This window comes from Pseudomonas sp. AP19, assembly GCF_001728855.1.
GTDB classification, from domain to species: domain Bacteria; phylum Pseudomonadota; class Gammaproteobacteria; order Pseudomonadales; family Pseudomonadaceae; genus Aquipseudomonas; species Aquipseudomonas fluorescens.
The window spans coordinates 19,623-41,486 of record NZ_LXJP01000058.1 but is presented as its reverse complement, the minus strand read 5'-3'; the positions used below and the strand labels follow the sequence as shown (position 1 = coordinate 41,486).

Here is a 21,864-nt window from a genome sequence, read left to right as displayed (position 1 = left end):
GATGGCGGCATCACCTGGATCGCGACCTTCACGCCGACGGTCGGCGTCCAGGACACCACCAACCTGATCACCTTGAACAACAGCGGCATCAGCGACATTGCGGGTAACGCCGGCACCGGCACGACCAACTCAGGCAACTACACCATCGATACGGTGTTGCCGACCGCCAGCATCGTGGTTGCCGATAACGCCCTTAACGCCGGCGAGACATCCCTGGTGACCATCACCTTCAGCGAAGCGGTCACCGGCTTCAACAACGCCGACCTGACCATCGCCAACGGCACCTTGAGTGCGGTCAGCAGCAGCGACGGTGGCATTACCTGGACGGCGACTTTCACGCCGACCAGCAATATCACTGACACCACCAACCTGATCACGCTGGATAACAGCGGCGTACAAAACGCCTCGGGTAATGCGGGCGCCGGCACCACCAACTCCAACAATTACGCCATCGATACGGCGCGCCCGACCGCCACCCTCGTGGTCGCGGATGCGGCCCTCGGCGTCGGCCAGACCTCGCTGGTGACCATTACTTTCTCTGAGGCGGTCACCGGTTTCACCAACGCCGACCTGACGGTCGCCAATGGCACCTTGAGCGCAGTCAGCAGCAGCGATGGCGGTATCACCTGGACCGCAATGTTCGCACCGGCTGCCGGTATCACGGCCACCCGCAACCTGATCACGTTGAACAACACGGGCGTCAACGACCTGGCGGGCAACGCGGGCACGGGTACCACAGACTCCAACACTTACAGCATCGACACCCAGGCGCCGACTGCCACCGTCGTGATTGCCAACCCGCTCCTCACTGCCGGCAGCACCAGCCTCGTTACGGTAACGTTCTCGGAGCCTGTGACGGATTTCGACAACAGCGACCTGATCGTTGGCGCCGGCAGCCTCAGCAGAATGACGTCCAGCGATGGTGGGCGCACCTGGACTGGGCTATTCACACCCGTCGATGGCATTCAGGCCAGCAGCAATATCATTACGCTGAACAACGCCGGTGTGAGGGATCTTGCAGGCAACGACGGTTCGGGTTGGATCAGTTCCAATGCGTTCAACATCCAGACCTCACACCCTACTGCGACCCTTGAGATCTACGACACGATTATCAATAAGGACGAAATACAGATCGTAACGGTGCGTTTCTCCGAGGCGGTGCAGGGCTTCAACCTCAGCAGCCTGCAGGCCCCGAATGGCACGTTCAGCCAATTCACCCGCTACAGCGACACGCTTTACACGGCGGTGTTCACGCCAAATGCAAACGTGACGGCCCCCAACAATGTGATCACCTTGGACACCAGCAGCGTTCAAAACGCCTTCGGTAATAGAGGCGTTGTGAATGCGCTGTCGCCGGTTTTTGCAATCGATACGGTTATACCCACGGCGACCTGGACGCTGTCCGATAAGCTGCTGGAACCGGGCGAGACCGCCACCGTCACCGTCACCTTCTCCGAGCGGGTCACCGGGTTCGACAACCGCGCAATCGTCAACCTGCAAGCGGCCACATTGAGTCCGTTCTACAGCCTCGACGGTGGCGTGACCTGGCAGGCGACACTGACGCCGACGCCGGGCGCGGGTTCCTCGGGCAGCTACCTGATTGGTTTGTCCCTGGCTTACGTCAAAGACTTGGCCGGCAATACCAACTACGCGTTCGATGCCGGCTCAATGATCACCTACACAGTCGACCACACACCGCTGAGTTCCAATGTTTACCTGAGCTCCGAGCGTTTGGCAGTCGGCGCAACGAGCACGGTGTCTATCTACTTCAACAAGGCGGTCAGCAACTTTGACCTGAGCGACCTCAGTGCCGACAACGGCGTGCTGTCCAACCTGCGCACCAGTGATGGTGGTATCAGCTGGCAGGCAACACTCACGCCATTTGCCAATACCACCAGTGCCCAGAATGTGGTGCGGCTCAACAACGCCGGCGTGACCTACTACGGCGGCAGCACCGGCGCCGGTATCACCACTTCGCGCAACTACACGGTCGATACCCAACGCCCGACCTCCACCATTGTGGTCGACAAGACCAGCCTGGGCGGCAGCGAGCAGGCGACAGTGACCATTACCTTCAGTGAAGCCGTTGAGTTCTACAACAGCCCACAGGCGCAGAACGCCTGGTTGAGCGGCCTGAAAAGTGTGGACGGCGGCATCACCTGGACCGCCACGCTCACGCCGCAGCGCTACATCGAAGACACCAGCAATGTGGTGAGCCTGGACAATACCCAAGTGCATGACCTCAGCGGCAACGCAGGGCTGGGCACCAGTACGTCGAACAACTACGCGGTCGATACCCGCCCGGCCACTGCCACGATTGTGGTTGATAAGGCCGTGCTCGCCACGGGCGAAACGGCCAACGTCACGATTACGTTCAATGAGGCCGTTTCAGGTCTGAAACTGGAAAACCTGAGTGTCGGCAGCGGCGTGCTGAGCAACTTGAAAAGCCTGGATGGCGGCATGACCTGGACGGCCACGCTGACGCCTAAAGACCACCTCGATAATGCGTATGGCACGCTGGTGCTCAATGGCCAAGGCGTGACGGACGCGGCAGGCAACTCATCAGCCGATACGTATGCCTATTCAAACTATTTTGCCGTCGATACCCAAGGCCCACAGGTGTACATCGAAGTGTCGGACACCCAGCTCAAGGCCGGGCAGGGCACCCAGGTGTTTATCTGGTTCAGCGAACCGGTGCGCGGCTTTGACCTGTCCAGCCTGAAAGTGCCGAACGGCACGCTGTCCAACCTGCAAAGTGGCGAGGGCGGCTATTACTGGACCGCGACCCTGACGCCGAACAACAACGTCAATGTCAGCGCCAACATCATCACGGTCGACAACAGCACGATTCGTGATCTGGCCGGTAACGTCGGCGAAGGCATCAGCCAGTCCAACGCCTACGCGATTAATAGCGTCACGGTCACGGCCGACCCTCTGACCCTCACCGGCGCTGTCGCAAGACCGGTGACCGACATACCGAACCTGCCGCTGCAACCGGGGGTCTTCGCTCCGCCCAGCGGCAACCTGGGTTCACCACTGACGTTCGCGCCGCTGTTTGAGCAGCGCGTACTGGGCGACGGTATTCGCCCGCTGGGGGACATTTTTATCAACAACGGCGCCACCAGCCCAAGCTTTATCGCCCAGGTGTTCACCAGCAGCGATAACGTTGGAGACGGTTCCGGCAAGGGCTTCCTCGGGTTTGGCGGCGGCGATGGCGGGATGTTTGGTACAAGCACCTTCTCCAGCCTGTTTAACCGTGAAACCGGCGGCGACGGTAGCTCACTCAAGTCTTTCGACAGCCACTCGATCAAAGGCCAGGGCGACCCGGCCCAAGGGCTGCGCGGGGTATTTGGAGCGCCGACGCTCGGCCAGCAATTACAGCAACTCAAAGACATCGAACACCGCCAGGTGATGGACCTGGCACAGACACTGCAACAAGTCGGCATCAGCGAAATGCAGGCTTGAACATACTTATTTCAAGGCGCGGTAACAGGGGCAGTCCAAGGATGAAAACACGTCATAAGTTGTTCGGCGCCAGCTTGCTGGCGCTGGCGATCAGCGGTTGTGCGGTCACCAGTGAGCCGATTGAACGCAGTGTCAGTGAGCAGCGAGCCCGCAGCGATCTGCAAGGCATGTACAAGGACCAGGAGCCGTTGAGCGGCCCGCTGACGCTGCACCAGGCCATGGCCCGTGCCGTCAAATACAACCTCGAAGGCCGTTTGAAAGTGATGGAAGAGGCCCTGGCCAAACGCCAGTCGGACCTCTCGAGTTTTGACATGCTGCCGCGCATGGCACTCTCGGCGGGTTACGCCGGGCGCAACAACACCAATGCCTCCAGCAGCCAGAGCGTGCGCACCGGCACCCAATCCCTGGAACCGTCGACTTCCCAGGATCGCGACCGCCGCGTGGCCGACCTGACCATGGTGTGGAACGTGCTCGACTTCGGCGTCAGCTACATCAGCGCCAAGCAGCAAGGCGACCAGCGTCTGATCATCCAGGAACGTCGGCGCAAGGTGATCAACACCATTGTTCAGGACGTGCGCTCGGCCTATTGGCGAGCGGTGGCGGCCGAACGTTTACTGACCCAGATCGATAGCCTGATGGCGCGTGTCGACCAGGCCCAGACCAACAGCCAGAGCATGAGCGAGCAGCGCATCGGCGACCCGGTGCAAGCCCTCGGTTACCAGCGCGCGCTGATCGAAGCCACACGCCAATTGCAGGAACAGCGCCGCGCGTTGTCCCTGGCCAAGACTGAGCTCGCAACCCTGATCAACCTGCCCATGGGCACCGACCTCAAGCTGGCCACGCCGGACAACTACAGCGTGCCCGAGCTCAAGGTCAACCTGGCCAGCCTGGAACAGGAAGCCCTGGCCAACCGCCCGGAATTACGCGAGCAGGACTACCAGACCCGCATCAGCGCCGCCGAGACCCGCAAAGCCATGCTGCGCCTGTTGCCGGGCCTGGAGTTCTCGGCCGGCGGGCACTACGACAGCAACTCGTTCCTGACCGACAACCGTTGGGCCGACTACGGCGCCAAGATCACCTGGAACCTGTTCAACGTGATTTCCGCACCCGCTGCCATCGACGTTGCCAAGGCCGGTGAGGAAGTCGCCACCGCACGCCGCCAGGCGATGTCCATCGCCGTGCTGGCACAAATCTACGTGGCCAACGCCAACTACCAGGACGCCGTGCGGCAGTTCAGGACCAACGACCAATTGGCCAACATCGACGGGCAGATCCTCACCCAGTTGCGCAACCGTCACGAAGCCGCTGGCCTCGGCGAACTTGACCTGATCCAGGGCGAACTCAATACGCTGCAAGCCGACCTGCGCCGCGACCTGGCCTACGCCGACCTGCGCAACGCCTACGGCCAGATCTTCGCCAGCGCGGGTCTCGACCCGCTGCCCGAGCAGTTGGATTCCGACCGCGTGCAAGCCATCGCCACGGCGTTGGCGAGCCGCGAATCGGCATGGGCGGCCGGCAACATCAGCACGCCTGCACCGCGCGCGGTCGCCAAATAACCTGGCAGCACTGACGACGGGCCTCACTCGTCGTCAGTCTGGCGGGCGCGTGGACTAGACTGTTGGGAAACGTCTTCCCAGGAGTTCGCCATGCAATCGCCTGTGCACAACCTGCCGTCACTGTTCAAACAGCTTGGGCTGCCGGACGACCCGGTCAGCATTGAGCAGTTTGTGGCCGTGCATTCGCCGCTCAAGCCGGAGTTGCATCTGGCGGATGCGTTCTTTTGGACGGACAGCCAGAAGGCGTTTTTACGCGAGGAAATTCTGGACGACGCGGATTGGGCAGAGGTGGTGGATGAGTTGAATGTGTTGCTGCGTAAGGGGCGCGGGCTATAAAAACCGTGCCCGCGATAGCGCAGTGACAGTCGACATCTGCATCGACTGAACCGCCGTCATCACGGGCCAGCCCGCTCCCACGGGGACTCGTCGGTGTGGCAGACCTCGCAATCCTGGTGCTGAAAAACCCACGCTCGCGCTCAAACCCGCTTTACTTATCTTCACTTCCGGCCACCCATCCGCAAATTTGTTTCAAAACTTGACTGCTCTGGTTCCATCCACCATATTGATAGTTAGCAAACTAACTGTATGCGAACAATCCAGTGCCTCAAACCCTCGAACAACTCCAGATGAACCTCAGCAGCAGCATGGTGGTGGGCGCCCGTAACTGGCGCAAAATCTGCCAGACCACGCTGGTGAGCTACGGTATTTCCGAAGCCTGCGCGGTGCCGCTCTTGATGATCGGCCGCTTGGGCGACGGTGTGCACCAGGTCAAAGTCGCCCAGGCGTCCGGGATGGAAAGCCCGTCGCTGGTGCGCCTGCTCGACCAACTCTGCAGTGGCGGTTACGTGTGCCGTACCGAAGACGTGCACGACCGCCGCGCCAAGGCCTTGAGCCTTACCGAGCGCGGCCGTGAGCTGGTGCAGGCGGTGGAAGTGCAACTGGTGCGTTTGCGTAAGGACGTGTTGGCAGATATCGCCCACAGCGACCTTGAAGCTGCGCTGCGCGTACTGCGCGCGTTTGAAGCGGCTGAGGTTGCAACGCCTTGAACGGATTTTTTACCGGCTTCCCGCCGGCCCGCGACTGGTTCTATGGTGTGCGTACGTTTGCGGCGTCGATGATCGCCCTGTACATCGCCATGCTCATGCAGATGCCGCGTCCGTATTGGGCGATGGCCACCGTGTATATCGTCTCCAGCCCGTTTGTCGGCCCTACCAGCTCCAAGGCGTTGTATCGCGCGATCGGCACCTTTATGGGCGCCGCAGCGGCGGTGATTTTTGTGCCGATGTTTGTGCAGTCGCCGTATGTGCTGGTGGTGGTGATTGCGTTGTGGACGGGCATTTTGCTGTTCCTGTCCATGCACCTGCGCACCGCGAACAACTACGCGTTGATGTTGGCCGGCTACACCTTGCCGCTGATCGCCTTGCCGGTGGTGGATAACCCGCTGGCGGTGTGGGATGTGGCCGAGGCGCGTACCGAAGAGATTTTCCTCGGCATCGCGGTGGCCGCCGTAGTCGGCGCAATGTTCTGGCCGCGGCGCCTGATGCCGGTGTTCGACGGCTCGGTGGCCAAGTGGTTTGCCGATGCCCAGGTCTACAGCCAGCGTTTTCTGACCCGTAACGTTGCGCCCGAAGAAATCAGCACCTTGCGCGGCGGCATGGTCGCCACCTTCAACACCCTGGAATTGATGATCGGCCAGTTGCCCCACGAGGGCGCACGGCCGCAGACGGTGCGCAACACCAAGGAACTGCGCGGGCGCATGATTCACCTGCTGCCGGTGATCGATGCCCTGGACGATGCGATCTACGCCATTGAACACCGCGCCCCGGAGTTTCTCGACCGGTTCACGCCGTTGCTGCAAGAAGCCAACGCCTGGCTGGAGAGCACCACCGAGCAAGCGCCCCTGGAGCGCTGGCGCGTGCTGCGCGACAAGATCGACGCCGCCCAACCCCGCGGCGAAGCACTGGACGACCGCCACACGCTGCTGTACTCCAACGCCCTTTATCGCCTCGGCGAATGGGTCGATCTGTGGCAAGACTGTCGCAGCCTGCAAGCCGCCATCCAGTGCGAAAGCCAGGACACCTGGCGCGCCGTCTACCGCCATTGGCGCCTGGGCCGGCTGACGCCGTTCCTCGACCGTGGGCTGATGTTCTATTCCGCGTTTTCCACGGTCACCGCGATCATCGTCGCCTCGGTGCTGTGGATCTTGCTGGGCTGGACCGATGGCGGCAGCGCAGTGATTCTGGCCGCCGTGGCGTGCAGCTTTTTCGCCTCGATGGACGACCCGGCACCGCAGATCTACCGGTTCTTTTTCTGGACCGCGATGTCGGTGCTGTTCGCCAGCTTGTACCTGTTTCTGGTGCTGCCCAACCTGCACGATTTCCCGATGCTGGTGCTGGCGTTTGCGGTGCCGTTCATCTGCATCGGCACGCTCACGGTGCAGCCGCGTTTCTACCTCGGCATGCTGCTGACGCTGGTCAACACCTCGTCGTTCATCAGCATCCAGGGCGCCTACGACGCGGACTTCCTGAACTTCGCCAACGTCAACCTGGCCGGGCCGGTGGGCCTGTTGTTTGCCTTTGTGTGGACGCTGGTCGCACGGCCGTTCGGCGCCGAACTGGCAGCCAAGCGCCTGACCCGTTTCAGCTGGCGCGACATTGTCAGCCTGACCGAGCCCGCAACCCTGGCCGAACACCGCCACATGGCTGTGCAAATGCTTGACCGCCTGATGCAGCACCTGCCGCGCCTGGCCCTCATCGGCCAGGACACCGGCAGTGCCCTGCGCGATTTGCGTGTGGCGCTGAACCTGCTCGACCTGCTGGCCTATTCGCCACGCATCTATGGCGTGCCACGGGTATTGCTCAACCAGGTGGTCGAAGGCGTGGGCGGTTACTTCAAGGCCTGCCTCAAGGCGGGTGAACGCTTGCCCGCGCCCGGTGGTCTGCTGATGACCCTCGACCGCACACGCCGCGCCCTCAATGGCCAGGGCCTGCAAAACGAAGAAGACACCCGCCTGCATCTGTTGCACGCATTGGCGGGTCTGCGCCTGTCGTTGCTGCCTGGCGTGGAATTTATTGACGGCACCGAGCGGGAAGCGCCGTTACCTGATGGAGCGCCTTTATGATCGGTGATCTGGATATCAGCGGGGTATTCCTGCCCACGCTGCTGGTGCTGATGGGCATTACCTATGTGTTGTTTCTGGTGGTGCACGGGCTGTTGACGCGCATTCACTTCTATCGCCTGGTCTGGCACCGGGCATTGTTCAATGTGGGGCTCTACGCGTTGTTGCTGGGCGCGGTGGACTCACTCAGTCGATACCTGATGACATGAAAAAACCTTTTTTGACCATCGGCCGTGTCGTTCTCACGCTGTTGATCGTGACGTTTGCGGTCGTCGTTGTGTGGCGCATGGTCATGTACTACATGTTTGCGCCCTGGACCCGTGACGGGCATATCCGTGCCGACATCGTGCAGATCGCCCCGGACGTGTCCGGGTTGATCCAGCAAGTGGACGTGCGCGACAACCAATTGGTAGCCAAGGGTCAGGTGCTGTTTGCCGTTGACCAGGACCGCTTCAAGCTGGCCCTGCGCCAAGCCCAGGCCGCCGTGGCTGACCGCCAGGAAACCTTGGCCCAGGCCCAGCGCGAATACAAACGTAACCGTGGCCTCGGCAATTTGGTGCCGAGTGAGCAACTGGAGGAAAGCCAGTCCCGCGTGGCTCGCGCCCAATCGGCCCTGGCCGAGGCGCAAGTGACTGTGGACGCGGCCCAACTCAACCTCGACCGCTCGGTGATCCGCAGCCCCGTCGATGGCTACGTCAACGACCGTGCGCCGCGTGCGCAGGAGTTCGTCACGGCCGGGCGCCCGGTGCTCTCGGTGGTGGACAGCAACTCCTTCCACATCGACGGCTATTTCGAAGAGACCAAGCTGGACGGCATTCACGTCGGCATGCCGGTGGATATCCGCGTGATCGGCGACAACACCCGCCTGCACGGCCATGTGCAGAGCATCGTCGCCGGTATTGAAGACCGTGACCGCACCAGCGGCTCCAACCTGCTGCCCAACGTCAACCCGGCGTTCAGTTGGGTGCGCCTGGCCCAGCGGATTCCGGTGCGAATCGCCTTTGATGATGTGCCGGCTGACTTTCGCATGATCGCCGGGCGCACGGCCACGGTGTCGATCATCGATGACCGGGGCGCTACCAAAGACCGCGCGCAGCAGGGAGAACAGCCATGAAACCGGCGGCGTTGCTGGCCACGGCCGGCTTGGGTGTGCTGCTGTCGGCGTGCCAGGTGGTAGGCCCGGACTACAAATTGCCGCACACGGCGGCGATCAACCGGGGCGACCTGCAAGGGCAGATCGCGGGTGAAGGCAGCAACGTCGTGTCGGCGCCGGTGCCGGCGCACTGGTGGAAACTCTACAAAGACCCGCGTCTGGATGAGCTGGTGCGCCAGGCCATGGCCTCCAACACCGACCTGCGTGTGGCTGCGGCCAACCTGCAACGCGCCCGCTACCAGACGCAACAGGCTGAATCCGCCGGGGGTTGGAACGCCGGGGTCAAGGCCGAAGCCCAGCGCCTGCAGGAATCCGGTGAGGCCTTTTTGCTGACGGAAAAAGTCCCGGTAGGGAATATCGGCAGCGTCGGGATCAGCACCTCGTATCAGTTCGATCTGTTCGGCACCTTGCAACGCGGCATTGAAAGCGCCCAGGCCAGCGCCGACGCGGCGCAGGCGGCTGCCGATGTCGCGCGAATCACCCTGGTGGCGGACGTGGTGCGTTCCTATACCCAAGTGTGCGCCGCCAACGAAGAGCTGGCGATTGCCAACCAATCCCTCGACCTGCAAGGCCAGAGTACTAAGCTGACCCAGCGCCTGCGCGACGCCGGGCGCGGTGATGAAACCCAGGTGACCCGCTCGCAGACCCAATACAAATCCTTGCGCGCCGACATGCCGCGCTATGAAGCGTCGCGCCAGGCGGGCCTGTTCCGTTTGTCGATGCTGCTCGCCAAGCCGGTGGACCAGTTGCCAGCGGGCACCAACACCTGCGCCGAGCTGCCGCACATCGCCCAACTGCTGCCGGTGGGCGACGGCGCCGCGTTGCTCAAACGCCGCCCGGACGTGCGCCAGGCCGAACGCCAACTGGCCGCTGCCACTGCGCGTATCGGCGTGGCCACCGGCGCGTTGTACCCGGACATCAGCATTGGGGCCACGGTAGGCACCGTCGGTCTTCTCGATGACCTCGGCACGCCGGCCACTAACCGATGGGGCTTTGGCCCGCTGATCAGTTGGTCTGTGCCGACCAACGGTGCGCGTGCGCGAATCCACGAAGCTGAAGCCGCGACCCAGGGCGCCCTGGCACACTTCGACGGCGTGGTGCTTAACGCCATTCGCGAAACCCAGACCGGCCTTGCGCAATACACCGCACAGTTGCAACGCCGTGATGCGCTGGCCGATGCCGGCGAGTCCGCCAGAGAAGCATCGGAGCAGACGCACCGCTTCTTCCAGGCCGGCCGTGCGTCGTTCCTGGCCGACCTGCAAGCCACCCGCACCTACACGGATGTGCGCGCGCAACTGGCCGCGGCGAACACCCAGGTTGCCATGAGCCAGATCGATCTGTTCCTGGCGTTGGGCGGTGGTTGGGAAAGCGGACGAACGCAAGCGTCACAATCCGGCAAACCCTGAGCTAAAAGCTATGCTTTGACTGGTGAGTCGCCATGCTCTTCGCCTGAGGGCCGACTTACCTGTCACTGCTCGCGTTTGCTCATGGGGATTCCAATAATGAAAAACCCTTATGCTCCCGCTTTCTGGTGCGTGTTCTTCGCACTGGTGTTGCTATCGGCCGCTTATTTTTACGGCGTCATGCTCGCCCACCAAATCGACAAGGCCATGGTCTTTCTCGACAGCGCCTGCCTGGTGATCGGCACGTTGTCCATTGGTGTGGTGGCGTGGGCGTCATATCAAAACCAACGGGTGAAGAAGAAGTTGCTTGAGCAAGGCAAGACACGCGTAGCGATCTGGGACACCAAGGTCGCGTTACGCCGCGTTGAAACCGTGTTCGATCGCTATTTCTGGGGCAGCTACTGGCAGCCCGGCCGCACCTTCCAGGAGGTGATGGGCGAACTCACCGGCACCCCTCTGGAAAAAAGCCTCGAAGCCCTGAAAAAACAATGCGTGCTGCTCGACCAGCAGGTCGCTGATGGCAGGTATTGGCTGAATAACGCACGGGAATTGTCCGATGTGGCCAACGCCATGGCCCGCGAACGTTACCAATTGGATTTCTGTGACCCCAAGGCCGACACCCCCGGCAATGCCGTCATACACCGCGAGTTTGAGGTGTTGGTGTACACCTGGACGGCCCGTTTGAAGCGTTTCGATCACCAACTTGATGAGGTCGAATTGGAGTACTCGTGAACCATCTGCTGACCTGACCCCTCTGAAAAGCTGAGCCGTTCGCGGCTGCCAGTGCTAATCTTCCCCCCGTTTCGGCGGGCTTGAGCCAACCCCCTCGGGGTTCAAGGAAGACAGCCCACTTCTCACAGGATTTGATCAGGTCACTTCATGAATAAGCCAGCAGTTGTTCTTTTGGGTTTTGTTGTCGCCGTCGGCGTCGTCAGTGCAGGCGGCGCCTGGTACACCGGTAAGCAGCTGGAGCCGGTGCTGCAAACCGCGATCCAGAACGCCAACAAGGAACTGCAGACCTCCATGGCCGGCGTCGACGGCACCGTGAACCTGGAGCTGGTCTCCCTGGACCGTGGCCTGTTCAGCAGCACCGCCCATTACCGCCTCAAGGGCCAAGGCAGCGTCTTCGGCGAAGAAAACCCCAACCCTGAGCTGCTGTTTGTCGACCATATCGAACACGGCCCGCTGCCGTTTTCCCGCCTGGTGTCGCTGAAATGGCTGCCGGTCATGGCCACCAGTCACTACGCGCTGGAAAAAAACGCCACCACCGAAAAGTGGTTCGCCGCCAGCAAGGACGTGTCGCCGCTTAAAGGCGTGGCCAATATCGGCTACAACCGTTCGGTCAACGGTAACGTCGAGTTGCTGCCTCTGGAGTTCAATGACGACAAGTCCTCGGTGAGTTTCTCCGGCGCCAACCTGGACTTCGACAGCACCGCCGAAGGCCAGAAGGTCAAGGCCGACGGCTACATGAACAGCCTCAAAGTCGCAGCGATCGATGCCAACGGTGCGCCGTTTGAAGCCGAGCTGTCTGGCCTGACCGTGGCCAGCAACCTGGCAAAATCCACCTTCGGTTTCTACACCGGGCAAAACACCGTTGAGCTGACCGACACCAAGGTCACCTTCGGCCCGCAGAAAGCGGTGCTGACCCTCAAGGGCTTCGAGCAGAAAGACACCAGCGAGACCAAGGACAACAACCTGGCCGGCCGTGTCGACTACAAAATCGACGAGATCGGTTACCAGGGTAAGCCTGTCGGCTCGGCGGCCATGGCCTTGAGCATGAAGAACGTCGACATCCCGGCGATGCTGGTGCTGACCAAGCTTTACCAGGACAAGATGCAACCGGTGCAAGCCGCTGCGGCGGCCGGCCAGCCCGTGCCTGAGCTGCAGCTGAGCGAAGCCGAGCAGACCCTGGCAGAGGCGAACGTCAACCAGGTGCTGGCCGCCAAGCCGCAACTGGCGGTGGAAAACCTGTCGCTGAAAACCACCCACGGCGAAAGCAAATTCAACCTGGTGCTGGACCTGACCAAGCCTGCGTCGATGGAACTGCCGCCGGTTGAGCTGGGCAAACAAGTCATCGCCCTGCTGGATGCCAACCTGACCCTGTCCAAGCCAATGATTGGCGATGTAGCCGCCCTGCAAGCCGAAGTGGGCGGTGTGACCGACCCTAAAGCCATCGAGCAGCAATCGCAGATGGCTGCCGAGATGGTCAGCGGCATGGCGGTCGGTACGCAACTGGCGACCCTGGTGGGCACCGACGTGGTCTCCAAACTGCACTACGCCAACAATGAAGTGATGTTCAACGGCCAGAAGATGACTGTTGAGCAGTTCATTGGTTTTGTCATGGCCAAAATGGGTGCGGTCAGCGGCGCGCAGTAAGATTTCTTACATCAGTAAGAAATAAATAATGTGGGAGCGGAAGGGCTCGCGACAGGGGTCAAACGACCGGCGTTAAGGCCGGTTGATACCTCATCATCGCGGGCAAGTCCGCTCCCACATTCATATTTCCGGCAGGCCCTGCAATTCTGAACAATTGTTATCAATTGGCCTTCTGCCTACTTTACTGAGGGATAGTTCCTACAGGAAAGCTAGGCCGGGTCACTAGACGCCGGCACCCTGATGCGTTTCGCTCAGGACCACCTATCGTTACAGCTTTCCTTGTGTAAGGAAGCTCTCGATATGCTGCGAAACCTACCCATCAGTGCTTCAGGCCGGTTGCGACTGCTCATCGGGGCCGCCTTGTGCAGCCAACTGCTGATGCCCAGCCTCGCGTTGGCCGACCCTGCCTACGATGCCCTGATCATCCAGGCGCGTAACGGCAATTTCACGCCCGCCCTTGCCCAATTGCGCCAACTGCCCGCCGAGCGCCAGACCCCCGGCCAGATCAGCGACCACCTGGTGATTGCCGGCTGGGCCGGTCAAGACGCCGAAGTGCTCAAGGTGTACGAGGCTCAGGGCAAAAACCGTAACCTCACCACCCAAGCCCTGGCCACGGTCGCGCGCACGTATCGCAATCAAAAGCAGTGGCCGCAAGCTTTGGCGGTCTATCAGCAGGCACTGTTGCGCGAACCGAAAAATATCGACCTGCAACTGGGCCAGGCCCTGACCCAGGCCGACGGCGGTCAAACGGCCGAGGCGGTGCAACGCTTGCGCGCGTTGGTGGCGGCGCAACCCGATGACCCCAACCGCCGCATGGCCCTGGGCTATGCACTGACCCGCGCGGGCTTGAACTACGACGCGCTGTTCGAGTTCGACCACGCCTTCACCCGCGCCGGTGACAAGCCCGAAGTGGTCCGCGAATACATCATCGCCCTGCAAAAGGCTCGCTTGCCGGAGCCCGCGCTGCGCCTGTCGGCCAAACATCCGGGCGTGCTCGACGCGGTCACCCAGCGCCGTCTGGAAGGCGACCTCGCCGCCGAGCGTGTGCGCATGGCCGAGTTCGCCACGCGTACCGAAAAAGAACGCTACGTGGTCGCCGACCGCGCCCTCAACGATTACGACAAACTGCTCGCGCGCTGGACCCCGGACGCCAGCGCCCATGACGACGTGGTGCGCTGGCGCATCGACCGCTTGGGCGCGCTCAAGGCGCGGGCACGCACCGCTGATGTGATTCGCGAGTACCAAACCCTCAACGGCGAAGGCGTGCAATTGCCGACGTATGCCGTGCGCTGGGTCGCCGCGTCTTACCTCGACCAGCGCCAGCCGGAAAAAGCCGAGCCGTTGTATCGCCAGGCGCTGACTGCGCCGGATGCCGACCCTGGCGATCACGTCGAAGACAGCACCGCGTTGTTCTACGCCCTGCTCGAAAGCGACAAAGTGATGGAAGCGCGCGACGTCGCCAATAGCCTGGCCGCCACCCAGAAACCGCGCGTCGAACTCAAGGGCTTGCCCATTGGCAACCCCAACGACAGTTGGATGGACGCGCAACAACTGGCGGCCCAGGCCGGCACCTACGGCGGTGACCTGCCGGGCAGTGAAACCGGCCTTGAGGCACTGGTGCAAAAAGCCCCGGGCAATGTCGGCTTGCGCCTGGCCCAGGCGGATATGTACCGCGCCCGTGATTGGCCGCGCCGCGCCGAAGGCGCCCTCAAGGAAACCGAAACCCAAGTCCCGCGTGATATCGGCCTGGAAGTGTCCCAGGCCTACACCGCCATGGACCTTCAGGAATGGCGCCAGATGGACGCGCTGACCGATGACGTGCTGGCCCGCAACCCGGACAGCCGCCAGGTGCAGCGCCTCAGCCGTCTGCGCGATGTGCACGACATGGCTGAACTGCGCGTTGAGGCCTACACCGGTAAAAGCTACGGCGGGGGCAATAACGGCGACGTCGGCGCGGTCGCCGGTAGCCGTGATTGGGGCATCGAAAGCGTGCTCTACAGCCCGCCCATCGACGAAGACTGGCGGGTCTTCGCCGGAGCCGGCTATGCCACCGCCGACTTTACCGAAGGCACCGGCCAGCATCGTTGGCAGCGCGTCGGCGTGGAGCGGCGCACCCGCGACATGACCCTTGAAGCCGAAGTCTCCAACCACTCCTACGGCTATGGCGCCAAACAAGGCGCCAGCGTGTCGATTGCCCGCGATATCAACGACAACTGGCAGTACGGCGGCAGCCTCGGCTACCTGCTGACCAGCACGCCTCTGCGGGCCTTGAATGCCGATGTCACGGCCAACGGCGGCAGCGGGTTTATCCGCTGGCGTGCGAATGAAAGCCGCGAATGGAAGCTGTCCCTCAGCCCGTCCCGTTTCAGCGACGGCAACAACCGGCTCGAAGCGTTGCTCACCGGGCGCGAGGGCATCTACAGCTCGCCGCACGTGCAAGTCGACTTGGGCCTGGAGGTCGGCGCCAGCCGCAACTCGAAGGAAGACGTGGTGTATTTCAACCCCAAATCGGACTTCAGCGTGTTGCCCACCGTCACGGTCAACCATGTGCTCTATCACCGCTACGAGACCCAGTGGAGTCAGCAGTTCCAGGTCGGTGCAGGTACGTATAGCCAGCGGGATTACTCCACCGGTGGCGTTGGTTTGATCGGCTACGGCCAACGCGTTCGCTGGAACGACGTACTCGAAGCCGGCGCCAACCTGAGCCTGATCAGCCGACCTTACGACGGTGTTCGCGAACGCGATCTGCGCCTGCTCGTCGACCTCATTTACCGTTTCTAAAAGAGCCTGACCATGACTGTCCTCAGCCGTTGCTTGTTGGTCCTGGGTGTATTGCTGGCCGGTGCCTGCGCCCAGCAACCCGCGCCCTATACTCCCCCCGCCGAGCGGCCGACACCGGCACGCGAAGCGCCGTGGCCGAAAAACCATTTCCTGGGCATCGCCTACCACGACGTCGAAGACCGCGACCCCGATCAGGCCGTGGTGGCGGTGCGCACCGAGCGTTTGATCGACCAGTTGGCCTGGCTGCGCGAAAACGGTTACCAGGCGGTCAGCGTCGACCAGATCCTGGCGGCGCGCAGTGGTGGGCGTGAGCTGCCGCCCAAAGCCATCATGCTCAGCTTCGACGATGGTTACTCAAGCTTCTATACCCGTGTGATGCCGATTCTGCGTGCCTATAACTGGCCGGTCATCCTGGCGCCGGTCGGGTATTGGATCGACACGCCCTTGAACAAACCGGTGGATTTTGCCGGCACGCCGCGCGCCCGTTCCGACTTCCTGACCTGGGAGCAAGTGCGCGAAGTTTCCAAATCGAACCTGGTGGAAATCGCCGCGCACACCGACGCCAGCCACATGGGCATTCTGGCCAACCCGCAGGGCAACCTGGAGCCGGCCGCCGCGACTCGTCGATACGATGCTGCCACCGGCAAATACGAAACCGAAGCCCAGTTCCAGGCGCGGATGCGCGCCGACGTGACCGCCATTTCCAACAAACTGCGGGCCGTCACCGGCAAGGCTCCGCGCGTGTGGGTGTGGCCTTACGGCGCGGCCGATGGCACGTCGTTGGCCGTGGTGGGTGAGCAGGGCTACCAGATGGCCCTGACCCTGGACGATGGCCTCGACGACCTCGCCAACCTCAAGAGCAGCCCGCGTTTCCTGGTGGCGTCCGACCCGGATGGCGAGCACTACGCCAATGCGATTGTCGGCACCCAGGCCAAGACCTCGATGCGTGTGCTGCACGTCGACCTGGATAATGTCTACGACCCCGACCCGGCCCAGGAAGCGCGCAACCTCGACCAGTTGATCCAGCGCGTGGTCGACATGGGCGCCAGCACCGTGTTCCTGCAAGCCTTCGCCGACCCCAAGGGCGATGGCCTGGTGCACTCGTTGTACTTCCCCAACCGCCACCTGCCGGTGCGCCGCGACCTGTTCAACCGCGTGACCTGGCAGTTGCGCACCCGTGGCCACGTGAACATCTTCGCCTGGATGCCGGTGCTCAGCTTTGCCCTCGACCCGGCGTTGCCACGCGTTACCCGCTGGGACCCGCAGACCGGCCAGGTGGGCATCGACCCCGACCAGTACAAGCGCCTGTCACCGTTTGATCCCAAGGTGCGCCAGCAGATCGGCGAGATCTACGAAGACCTGGCGCGCAACACCGCCATCGATGGCGTGCTGTTCCACGACGACGCGCTCTTCTCGGACTTCGAAGACGCCAGCCCGGCCGCGCTCAAAGCTTATGCCGCCAACGGCCTGCCGAGCAGCATTGGCGCATTGCGCGCCGACCCGGCCGTGATGCAGCGCTGGACGCGTTTCAAGAGCCGCTACCTGATCGACTTCACCCAGGAACTGGCCGGTAAAGTCCGCGCCATTCGCGGGCCGCAGGTGCAGACCGCGCGCAATATCTTCGCCGAGCCGATGCTCAACCCGGGCAGCGAAAGCTGGTTCGCGCAGAACCTCGATGACTTCCTCCAGACCTACGACTGGACCGCGCCGATGGCCATGCCGCTGATGGAAGGCGAGACGCTGAAGAACTCCAATGCCTGGCTGGAAAAGCTGGTGGCCACGGTCAAGGCGCGTCCCGACGCGTTGCAGCGCACCGTGTTCGAACTGCAAGCCAAAGACTGGCGGACCAAAGAAGCGCCCGATATCAGCGGCACGCAGATGGCTGAATGGATGGGGGTGCTCAAACGCCAGGGGGTCAGGAGCTTCGGCTACTACCCGGATAACTTCCTGGAAAACTCACCGGACCTGAAGACAGTACGTCCGGCCCTTTCCAACCAATGGAACCCTTGACCATGTTCGACAGAATCCTGGCTTTATTCGTGTTGGCGTTGGTGTTGGGCGTGCCCCTAGGCCTGATTTTCCTGGTCACCGGGCAGTTCCTGATGGACTTCGTGTTTTTCTACCCGCTGTTCATGTCGGCACTGTGGATCGCCGGCGGCCTGTATTTCTGGCTGCACTGGGAGCGTCACTGGCCGTGGAAAGAAGACACGCCAGCCCCCACGCTGGCCGGCAACCCGCTGATCTCGATCATCATCCCTTGCTACAACGAGGGCGATAACGCCGCCGACACCATTCATGCGGCCCTGAACCAGCTGTACCCGAATATCGAAGTCATCGCCGTCAACGACGGTTCCAAGGACAACACCGCAGCGGTGCTCGACGCCCTGGCCTTGCAACACCCACGCCTGCGGGTGCTGCACCTGGCGCAGAACCAGGGCAAGGCGGTGGCCCTGCGCATGGGCGCCGTGGCCGCGCGCAGTGAGTACCTGGTGTGCATCGACGGCGATGCCTTGCTCGATAAAAACGCGGCGGCGTATATGGTCGCGCCGATGCTCGACAACCCGCGCCTGGGCGCCGTGACCGGCAACCCACGCATCCGCACGCGCTCGACCTTGATCGGCCGCGTGCAGGTGGGCGAGTTCTCCTCGATCATCGGCTTGATCAAGCGCACCCAGCGCGTGTTCGGCCGGATCTTCACGGTGTCGGGTGTGGTGGTGGCGTTTCGCAAGAAAGCCCTGGACCGCATCGACTACTGGAGCACCGACATGATCACCGAGGACATCGATGTCAGTTGGAAGCTGCAACTCGACCACTGGGCGATCTTTTACGAGCCCCGCGCCCTGTGCTGGATCCTGATGCCCGAAACCGTCGGCGGCCTGTGGAAACAACGCCTGCGCTGGGCCCAGGGCGGCGCCGAGGTGCTGTTCAAGAACATCCGTGGCATCTGGCAATGGCGCCATCGCTACCTGTGGCCGCTGTTGTTCGAATACTGCCTGTCCACCGGTTGGGCCTTTACCTTCCTGCTCTCGGTGATTTTCTGGGGCGTGGGCAAGTTCGTGGTACTGCCACAGGCGATCGCCGTCGACTCCCTGGTGCCACCGGCCTTTACCGGCCTGGTGCTGGCAATGGTCTGCCTGCTGCAGTTTGCGGTGAGCATCCTGATCGACCGGCGTTACGAAAAAGACCTGTGGAAAACGCTGTTCTGGACCGTGTGGTACCCGATGGTGTTCTGGCTGGTCAGCTTGCTCACCACCCTGGTCAGCTTTCCCAAGGTGCTGTTTAACCAGCATCAGAAGCGTGCACGTTGGGTCAGCCCGGACCGCGGTATCAAACCCAGTGAAGAGGAGGCGTGATCATGAAACTGGTCAGAACTCGCCAGAACACCCTGATGTGGATCATCGATGTGCTGCTCACGCTGTTGGCGTGGGGCGGGCTGGTTTGGCTGTTGGCGCGCGGGATGACCGCGATGTTGGAAACCCATGGCGGCCCACGCATTGAGGCGCCGATTTTTGCCGCGCTCAACACCTTGCAAATCTACCTGTGGATCGCCTTGTTCAATGCGCTGATCCTGATCAGCTGGGCGCGCTATCAACAAAGTCGCGGGCGCAAGTTCGCCCAGCGCCGCGCCGAGGCCAATGCCCTCAGCGACCAGCACCTGAGCGAGAGTTTCAAGCTCGGCGACGGCCACCTGGAGCAGTTTCGCAAGCCGGGTGTGCTGGTGATCCACAACGACGATGACGGCGGTGTGGAAGACGTGAAGGCACATGTTTCGCGCGACGTGGAGCGCCCGGGCCTGACCCTGGTGCCCGGCGCAGAAAAAGACAAAGACGCCGGCTAGATATTCCACAGCACCCAAGACCCCTGTGGGAGTTGGCTTGCCTGCGATAGCGGTGGGCCAACACCCAGTCAATACCTGACACACCGCCATCGCAGGCAAGCCAGTTCCCGCATTCCACCTGCGTCGCTTGGAATTCCGATAAATGGGATCCAATTCACAAAACTGCCGCGAACTTTTTTGTATTCCCCCGCACTAACCTAACTCAGTTAGTAGTTGATGGCTAAATAATGGCCTCTATTCGGTTATTTACTGGATGACTATCAAATAGAGTTGCCGCTTGTCGGAATAAACTTGTCTACGACCAGCGTCAGCGCGGTTTGATTATTCTTTTTTGTTATTAATCAATAAGTTGCGGCTTTAATAAGTGCGGATGTGCAATGGCCCCGGTTTCTTGGGCTAGCGCGAGTTCGATGTTAGTTTGCCGCCCCTTGATTTTCGATGGATCGAACATGTCTCTGTTATTGCCACGGACTCGGTATTTGCTGTGCACTTTCCTGCTCACCTGCTTGAGCCTGAACACTGCCACGGCCGCTCCCACGCCAGGGGATCAAGACTTGATCCGCGACCGGCAAAACCGTCTGCTCGAAGAGCAAAGCCGGCGCCTGCAAGAACTGCAGGACTTGCCCGGCAAAGCGGCCAAGCCCCAAGCGCCGGCCACGCCTGCCGACACCCGTTGCTTCCCGATCAAAGACATCGAACTCAAAGGCGCCGACAGCCTGCCCGCCGGCGACCGCACGCTGTTGCTCAAGCCTTATGTCGGCCAGTGCCTGGGCGTCTCGCAGCTTAATGAACTGCTCAAGGTCATCACCGACTATTACATCGCCAAAGGTCGCGTCACCAGCCGCGCCTACTTGCCGCAACAAGACCTCGGCAGCGGCCACCTGCAAGTGCTGGTGGTCGAGGGCAAACTCGAAGCGTTGCGAAGCGCCGAAGGCAGCACCGTGACCGACCGCGAGCTGGCCATGGCGTTTCCCGGCAAGGTCGGCGAGGCGCTGAACCTGCGTGAAGTCGAGCAACTGGTGGACCAGCTCAACCGCCTGCCATCCAAACAGGCACAAATGGAGCTGACCCCCGGCAAACAGGTCGGCGGCAGCGACGTGGTGGTCAAGAACACCCCACAGAAGCCCTGGCGCGCCAGCCTGTCGCGCAATAACGACGGGCAACGCAGCACCGGCGAACAGCAATGGGGCGCGGGCCTGGAGTGGGACAGCCCGCTGGGCCTGGCCGATCAACTGGTGCTGCGCGGTGGCCACGACGCCATCAGCGACCACCAGAAAACCTCGAAAAACACCATGCTCTACTACAACGTGCCGTGGGGCTGGTGGAACTTCACTTACACCTACAGCGAGAGTGATTACCGCGCGCTGGGTTACACCGACACCTTCAAGTTCAAGCAGTCGGGCGACAACCAGAACCACCAGTTGCGCGCAGAGCGCGTGATTCACCGCGATGACGTGAGCAAAACCTCGGTCAACGTGGGGGTGGCTCACCTGCGCACCAACAACTACGTCAACGACGCCCACCTCGACATCAGCAGTAATCGCATCAGCGAACTACAGTTTGGCATCAACCACGGCCGGCGCATCGGCAGTGCGTTCGTCAACGTCGACCTGGGTGTGCAGAACGGCATCGGCGCCTTTGACGCCCAGCGTGACGACCAGCATCGCGATCAGTTCGGCAACCTTACGCCCACCCCGGATTACCGCAAATACACCGCCACCGTCAGCTATTTGCAGCCGTTTCGTCTGTGGGGCGAGTCGTTCAGCTTCACCAGCCTGGCCACCGGGCAACGCAGTGAAGACGTGCTGTTCTCGCCGCAACGCATCAGCCTGGGCGGCTCGTCGTCGGTACGCGGTTTCAAGGATCAGCAGCTGTCCGGCGACAGCGGTGGCTACTGGCGCAACGAAGTGCGCTGGGCCCGCCCGGTCACCCTGGAATGGCTGCGCCCGGCCTTTGCGGAATACGGCACCAGCCTCGGTTACGACCAGGGCGTGATCCGCAACGACCGTTACAACGGCGACAACCACGGCCGCGTTTCGAGCAACTCCGTGGAACTGTTCGCCCGTGGCAAATACGTCAGCACCAGCGTGACGTTTGCCCATTCGTTAGAAAGACCGGGAGTGGTGACGGAGCGCGAAGCGCCGATCTACTTCCGCATGGATTTCTTCCTGTAA

The 21,864-nt window shown here is 61.9% G+C and carries 15 protein-coding genes; all 15 read left to right on the top strand.

Annotated elements, in window-relative coordinates; genetic code table 11:
• Positions 1-3,465, top strand: a 3,465-nt coding sequence (locus A7D21_RS35945; protein ID WP_256556599.1) for an Ig-like domain-containing protein, incomplete at its 5' end; no start/stop codon positions are given.
• Between the two features lie 41 nt (positions 3,466-3,506).
• Positions 3,507-5,021, top strand: coding sequence for a TolC family protein (locus tag A7D21_RS28095; RefSeq protein ID WP_069553224.1), 1,515 nt, complete (start codon positions 3,507-3,509; stop codon positions 5,019-5,021).
• Positions 5,022-5,111: 90 nt separating this feature from the next.
• Positions 5,112-5,357, top strand: coding sequence for a DUF2789 domain-containing protein (locus A7D21_RS28090; protein WP_069553223.1), 246 nt, complete (start codon positions 5,112-5,114; stop codon positions 5,355-5,357).
• A 290-nt stretch (positions 5,358-5,647) separates the two neighbouring features.
• Entirely contained in the window at positions 5,648-6,067 is a 420-nt protein-coding gene (locus A7D21_RS28085) for a MarR family winged helix-turn-helix transcriptional regulator (RefSeq protein WP_053253740.1), read from the top strand.
• Positions 6,064-8,142, top strand: coding sequence for an FUSC family protein (locus A7D21_RS28080; RefSeq protein WP_053253741.1), 2,079 nt, complete (start codon positions 6,064-6,066; stop codon positions 8,140-8,142). Before A7D21_RS28085 ends, A7D21_RS28080 begins: the two co-directional genes overlap by 4 nt.
• Positions 8,139-8,348: a DUF1656 domain-containing protein gene (locus A7D21_RS28075; RefSeq protein WP_016969155.1), complete on the top strand. Its 210-nt coding sequence runs from the start codon at positions 8,139-8,141 to the stop codon at positions 8,346-8,348. The genes A7D21_RS28080 and A7D21_RS28075 overlap by 4 nt, the downstream gene beginning before the upstream one ends.
• A complete protein-coding gene (locus A7D21_RS28070; RefSeq protein ID WP_069553222.1) occupies positions 8,345-9,253 on the top strand; it encodes an efflux RND transporter periplasmic adaptor subunit in 909 nt (302 codons plus the stop codon). The genes A7D21_RS28075 and A7D21_RS28070 overlap by 4 nt, the downstream gene beginning before the upstream one ends.
• Positions 9,250-10,698: an efflux transporter outer membrane subunit gene (locus A7D21_RS28065; RefSeq protein ID WP_069553221.1), complete on the top strand. Its 1,449-nt coding sequence runs from the start codon at positions 9,250-9,252 to the stop codon at positions 10,696-10,698. The genes A7D21_RS28070 and A7D21_RS28065 overlap by 4 nt, the downstream gene beginning before the upstream one ends.
• Before the next feature lie 96 nt (positions 10,699-10,794).
• A complete protein-coding gene (locus A7D21_RS28060; RefSeq protein WP_069553220.1) occupies positions 10,795-11,427 on the top strand; it encodes an NADH:ubiquinone oxidoreductase subunit N in 633 nt (210 codons plus the stop codon).
• A gap of 147 nt (positions 11,428-11,574) precedes the next feature.
• Positions 11,575-13,071: a YdgA family protein gene (locus tag A7D21_RS28055; RefSeq protein WP_069553219.1), complete on the top strand. Its 1,497-nt coding sequence runs from the start codon at positions 11,575-11,577 to the stop codon at positions 13,069-13,071.
• Positions 13,072-13,371: 300 nt separating this feature from the next.
• Positions 13,372-15,852 (top strand): poly-beta-1,6 N-acetyl-D-glucosamine export porin PgaA, encoded by a 2,481-nt coding sequence (pgaA, locus tag A7D21_RS28050; RefSeq protein WP_069553218.1) that lies wholly within the window; start codon positions 13,372-13,374, stop codon positions 15,850-15,852.
• A gap of 12 nt (positions 15,853-15,864) precedes the next feature.
• The gene (gene pgaB / locus A7D21_RS28045; RefSeq protein ID WP_069553217.1) at positions 15,865-17,862 is read left to right on the top strand and encodes a poly-beta-1,6-N-acetyl-D-glucosamine N-deacetylase PgaB; all 1,998 of its coding nucleotides are present in this window, start codon (positions 15,865-15,867) and stop codon (positions 17,860-17,862) included.
• Between the two features lie 2 nt (positions 17,863-17,864).
• Positions 17,865-19,205 (top strand): poly-beta-1,6-N-acetyl-D-glucosamine synthase, encoded by a 1,341-nt coding sequence (gene pgaC, locus A7D21_RS28040; RefSeq protein WP_017136591.1) that lies wholly within the window; start codon positions 17,865-17,867, stop codon positions 19,203-19,205.
• 2 nt (positions 19,206-19,207) lie between these two features.
• The gene (gene pgaD, locus A7D21_RS28035; RefSeq protein WP_069553216.1) at positions 19,208-19,690 is read left to right on the top strand and encodes a poly-beta-1,6-N-acetyl-D-glucosamine biosynthesis protein PgaD; all 483 of its coding nucleotides are present in this window, start codon (positions 19,208-19,210) and stop codon (positions 19,688-19,690) included.
• Positions 19,691-20,139: 449 nt separating this feature from the next.
• Positions 20,140-21,864 (top strand): ShlB/FhaC/HecB family hemolysin secretion/activation protein, encoded by a 1,725-nt coding sequence (locus A7D21_RS28030; RefSeq protein WP_069553215.1) that lies wholly within the window; start codon positions 20,140-20,142, stop codon positions 21,862-21,864.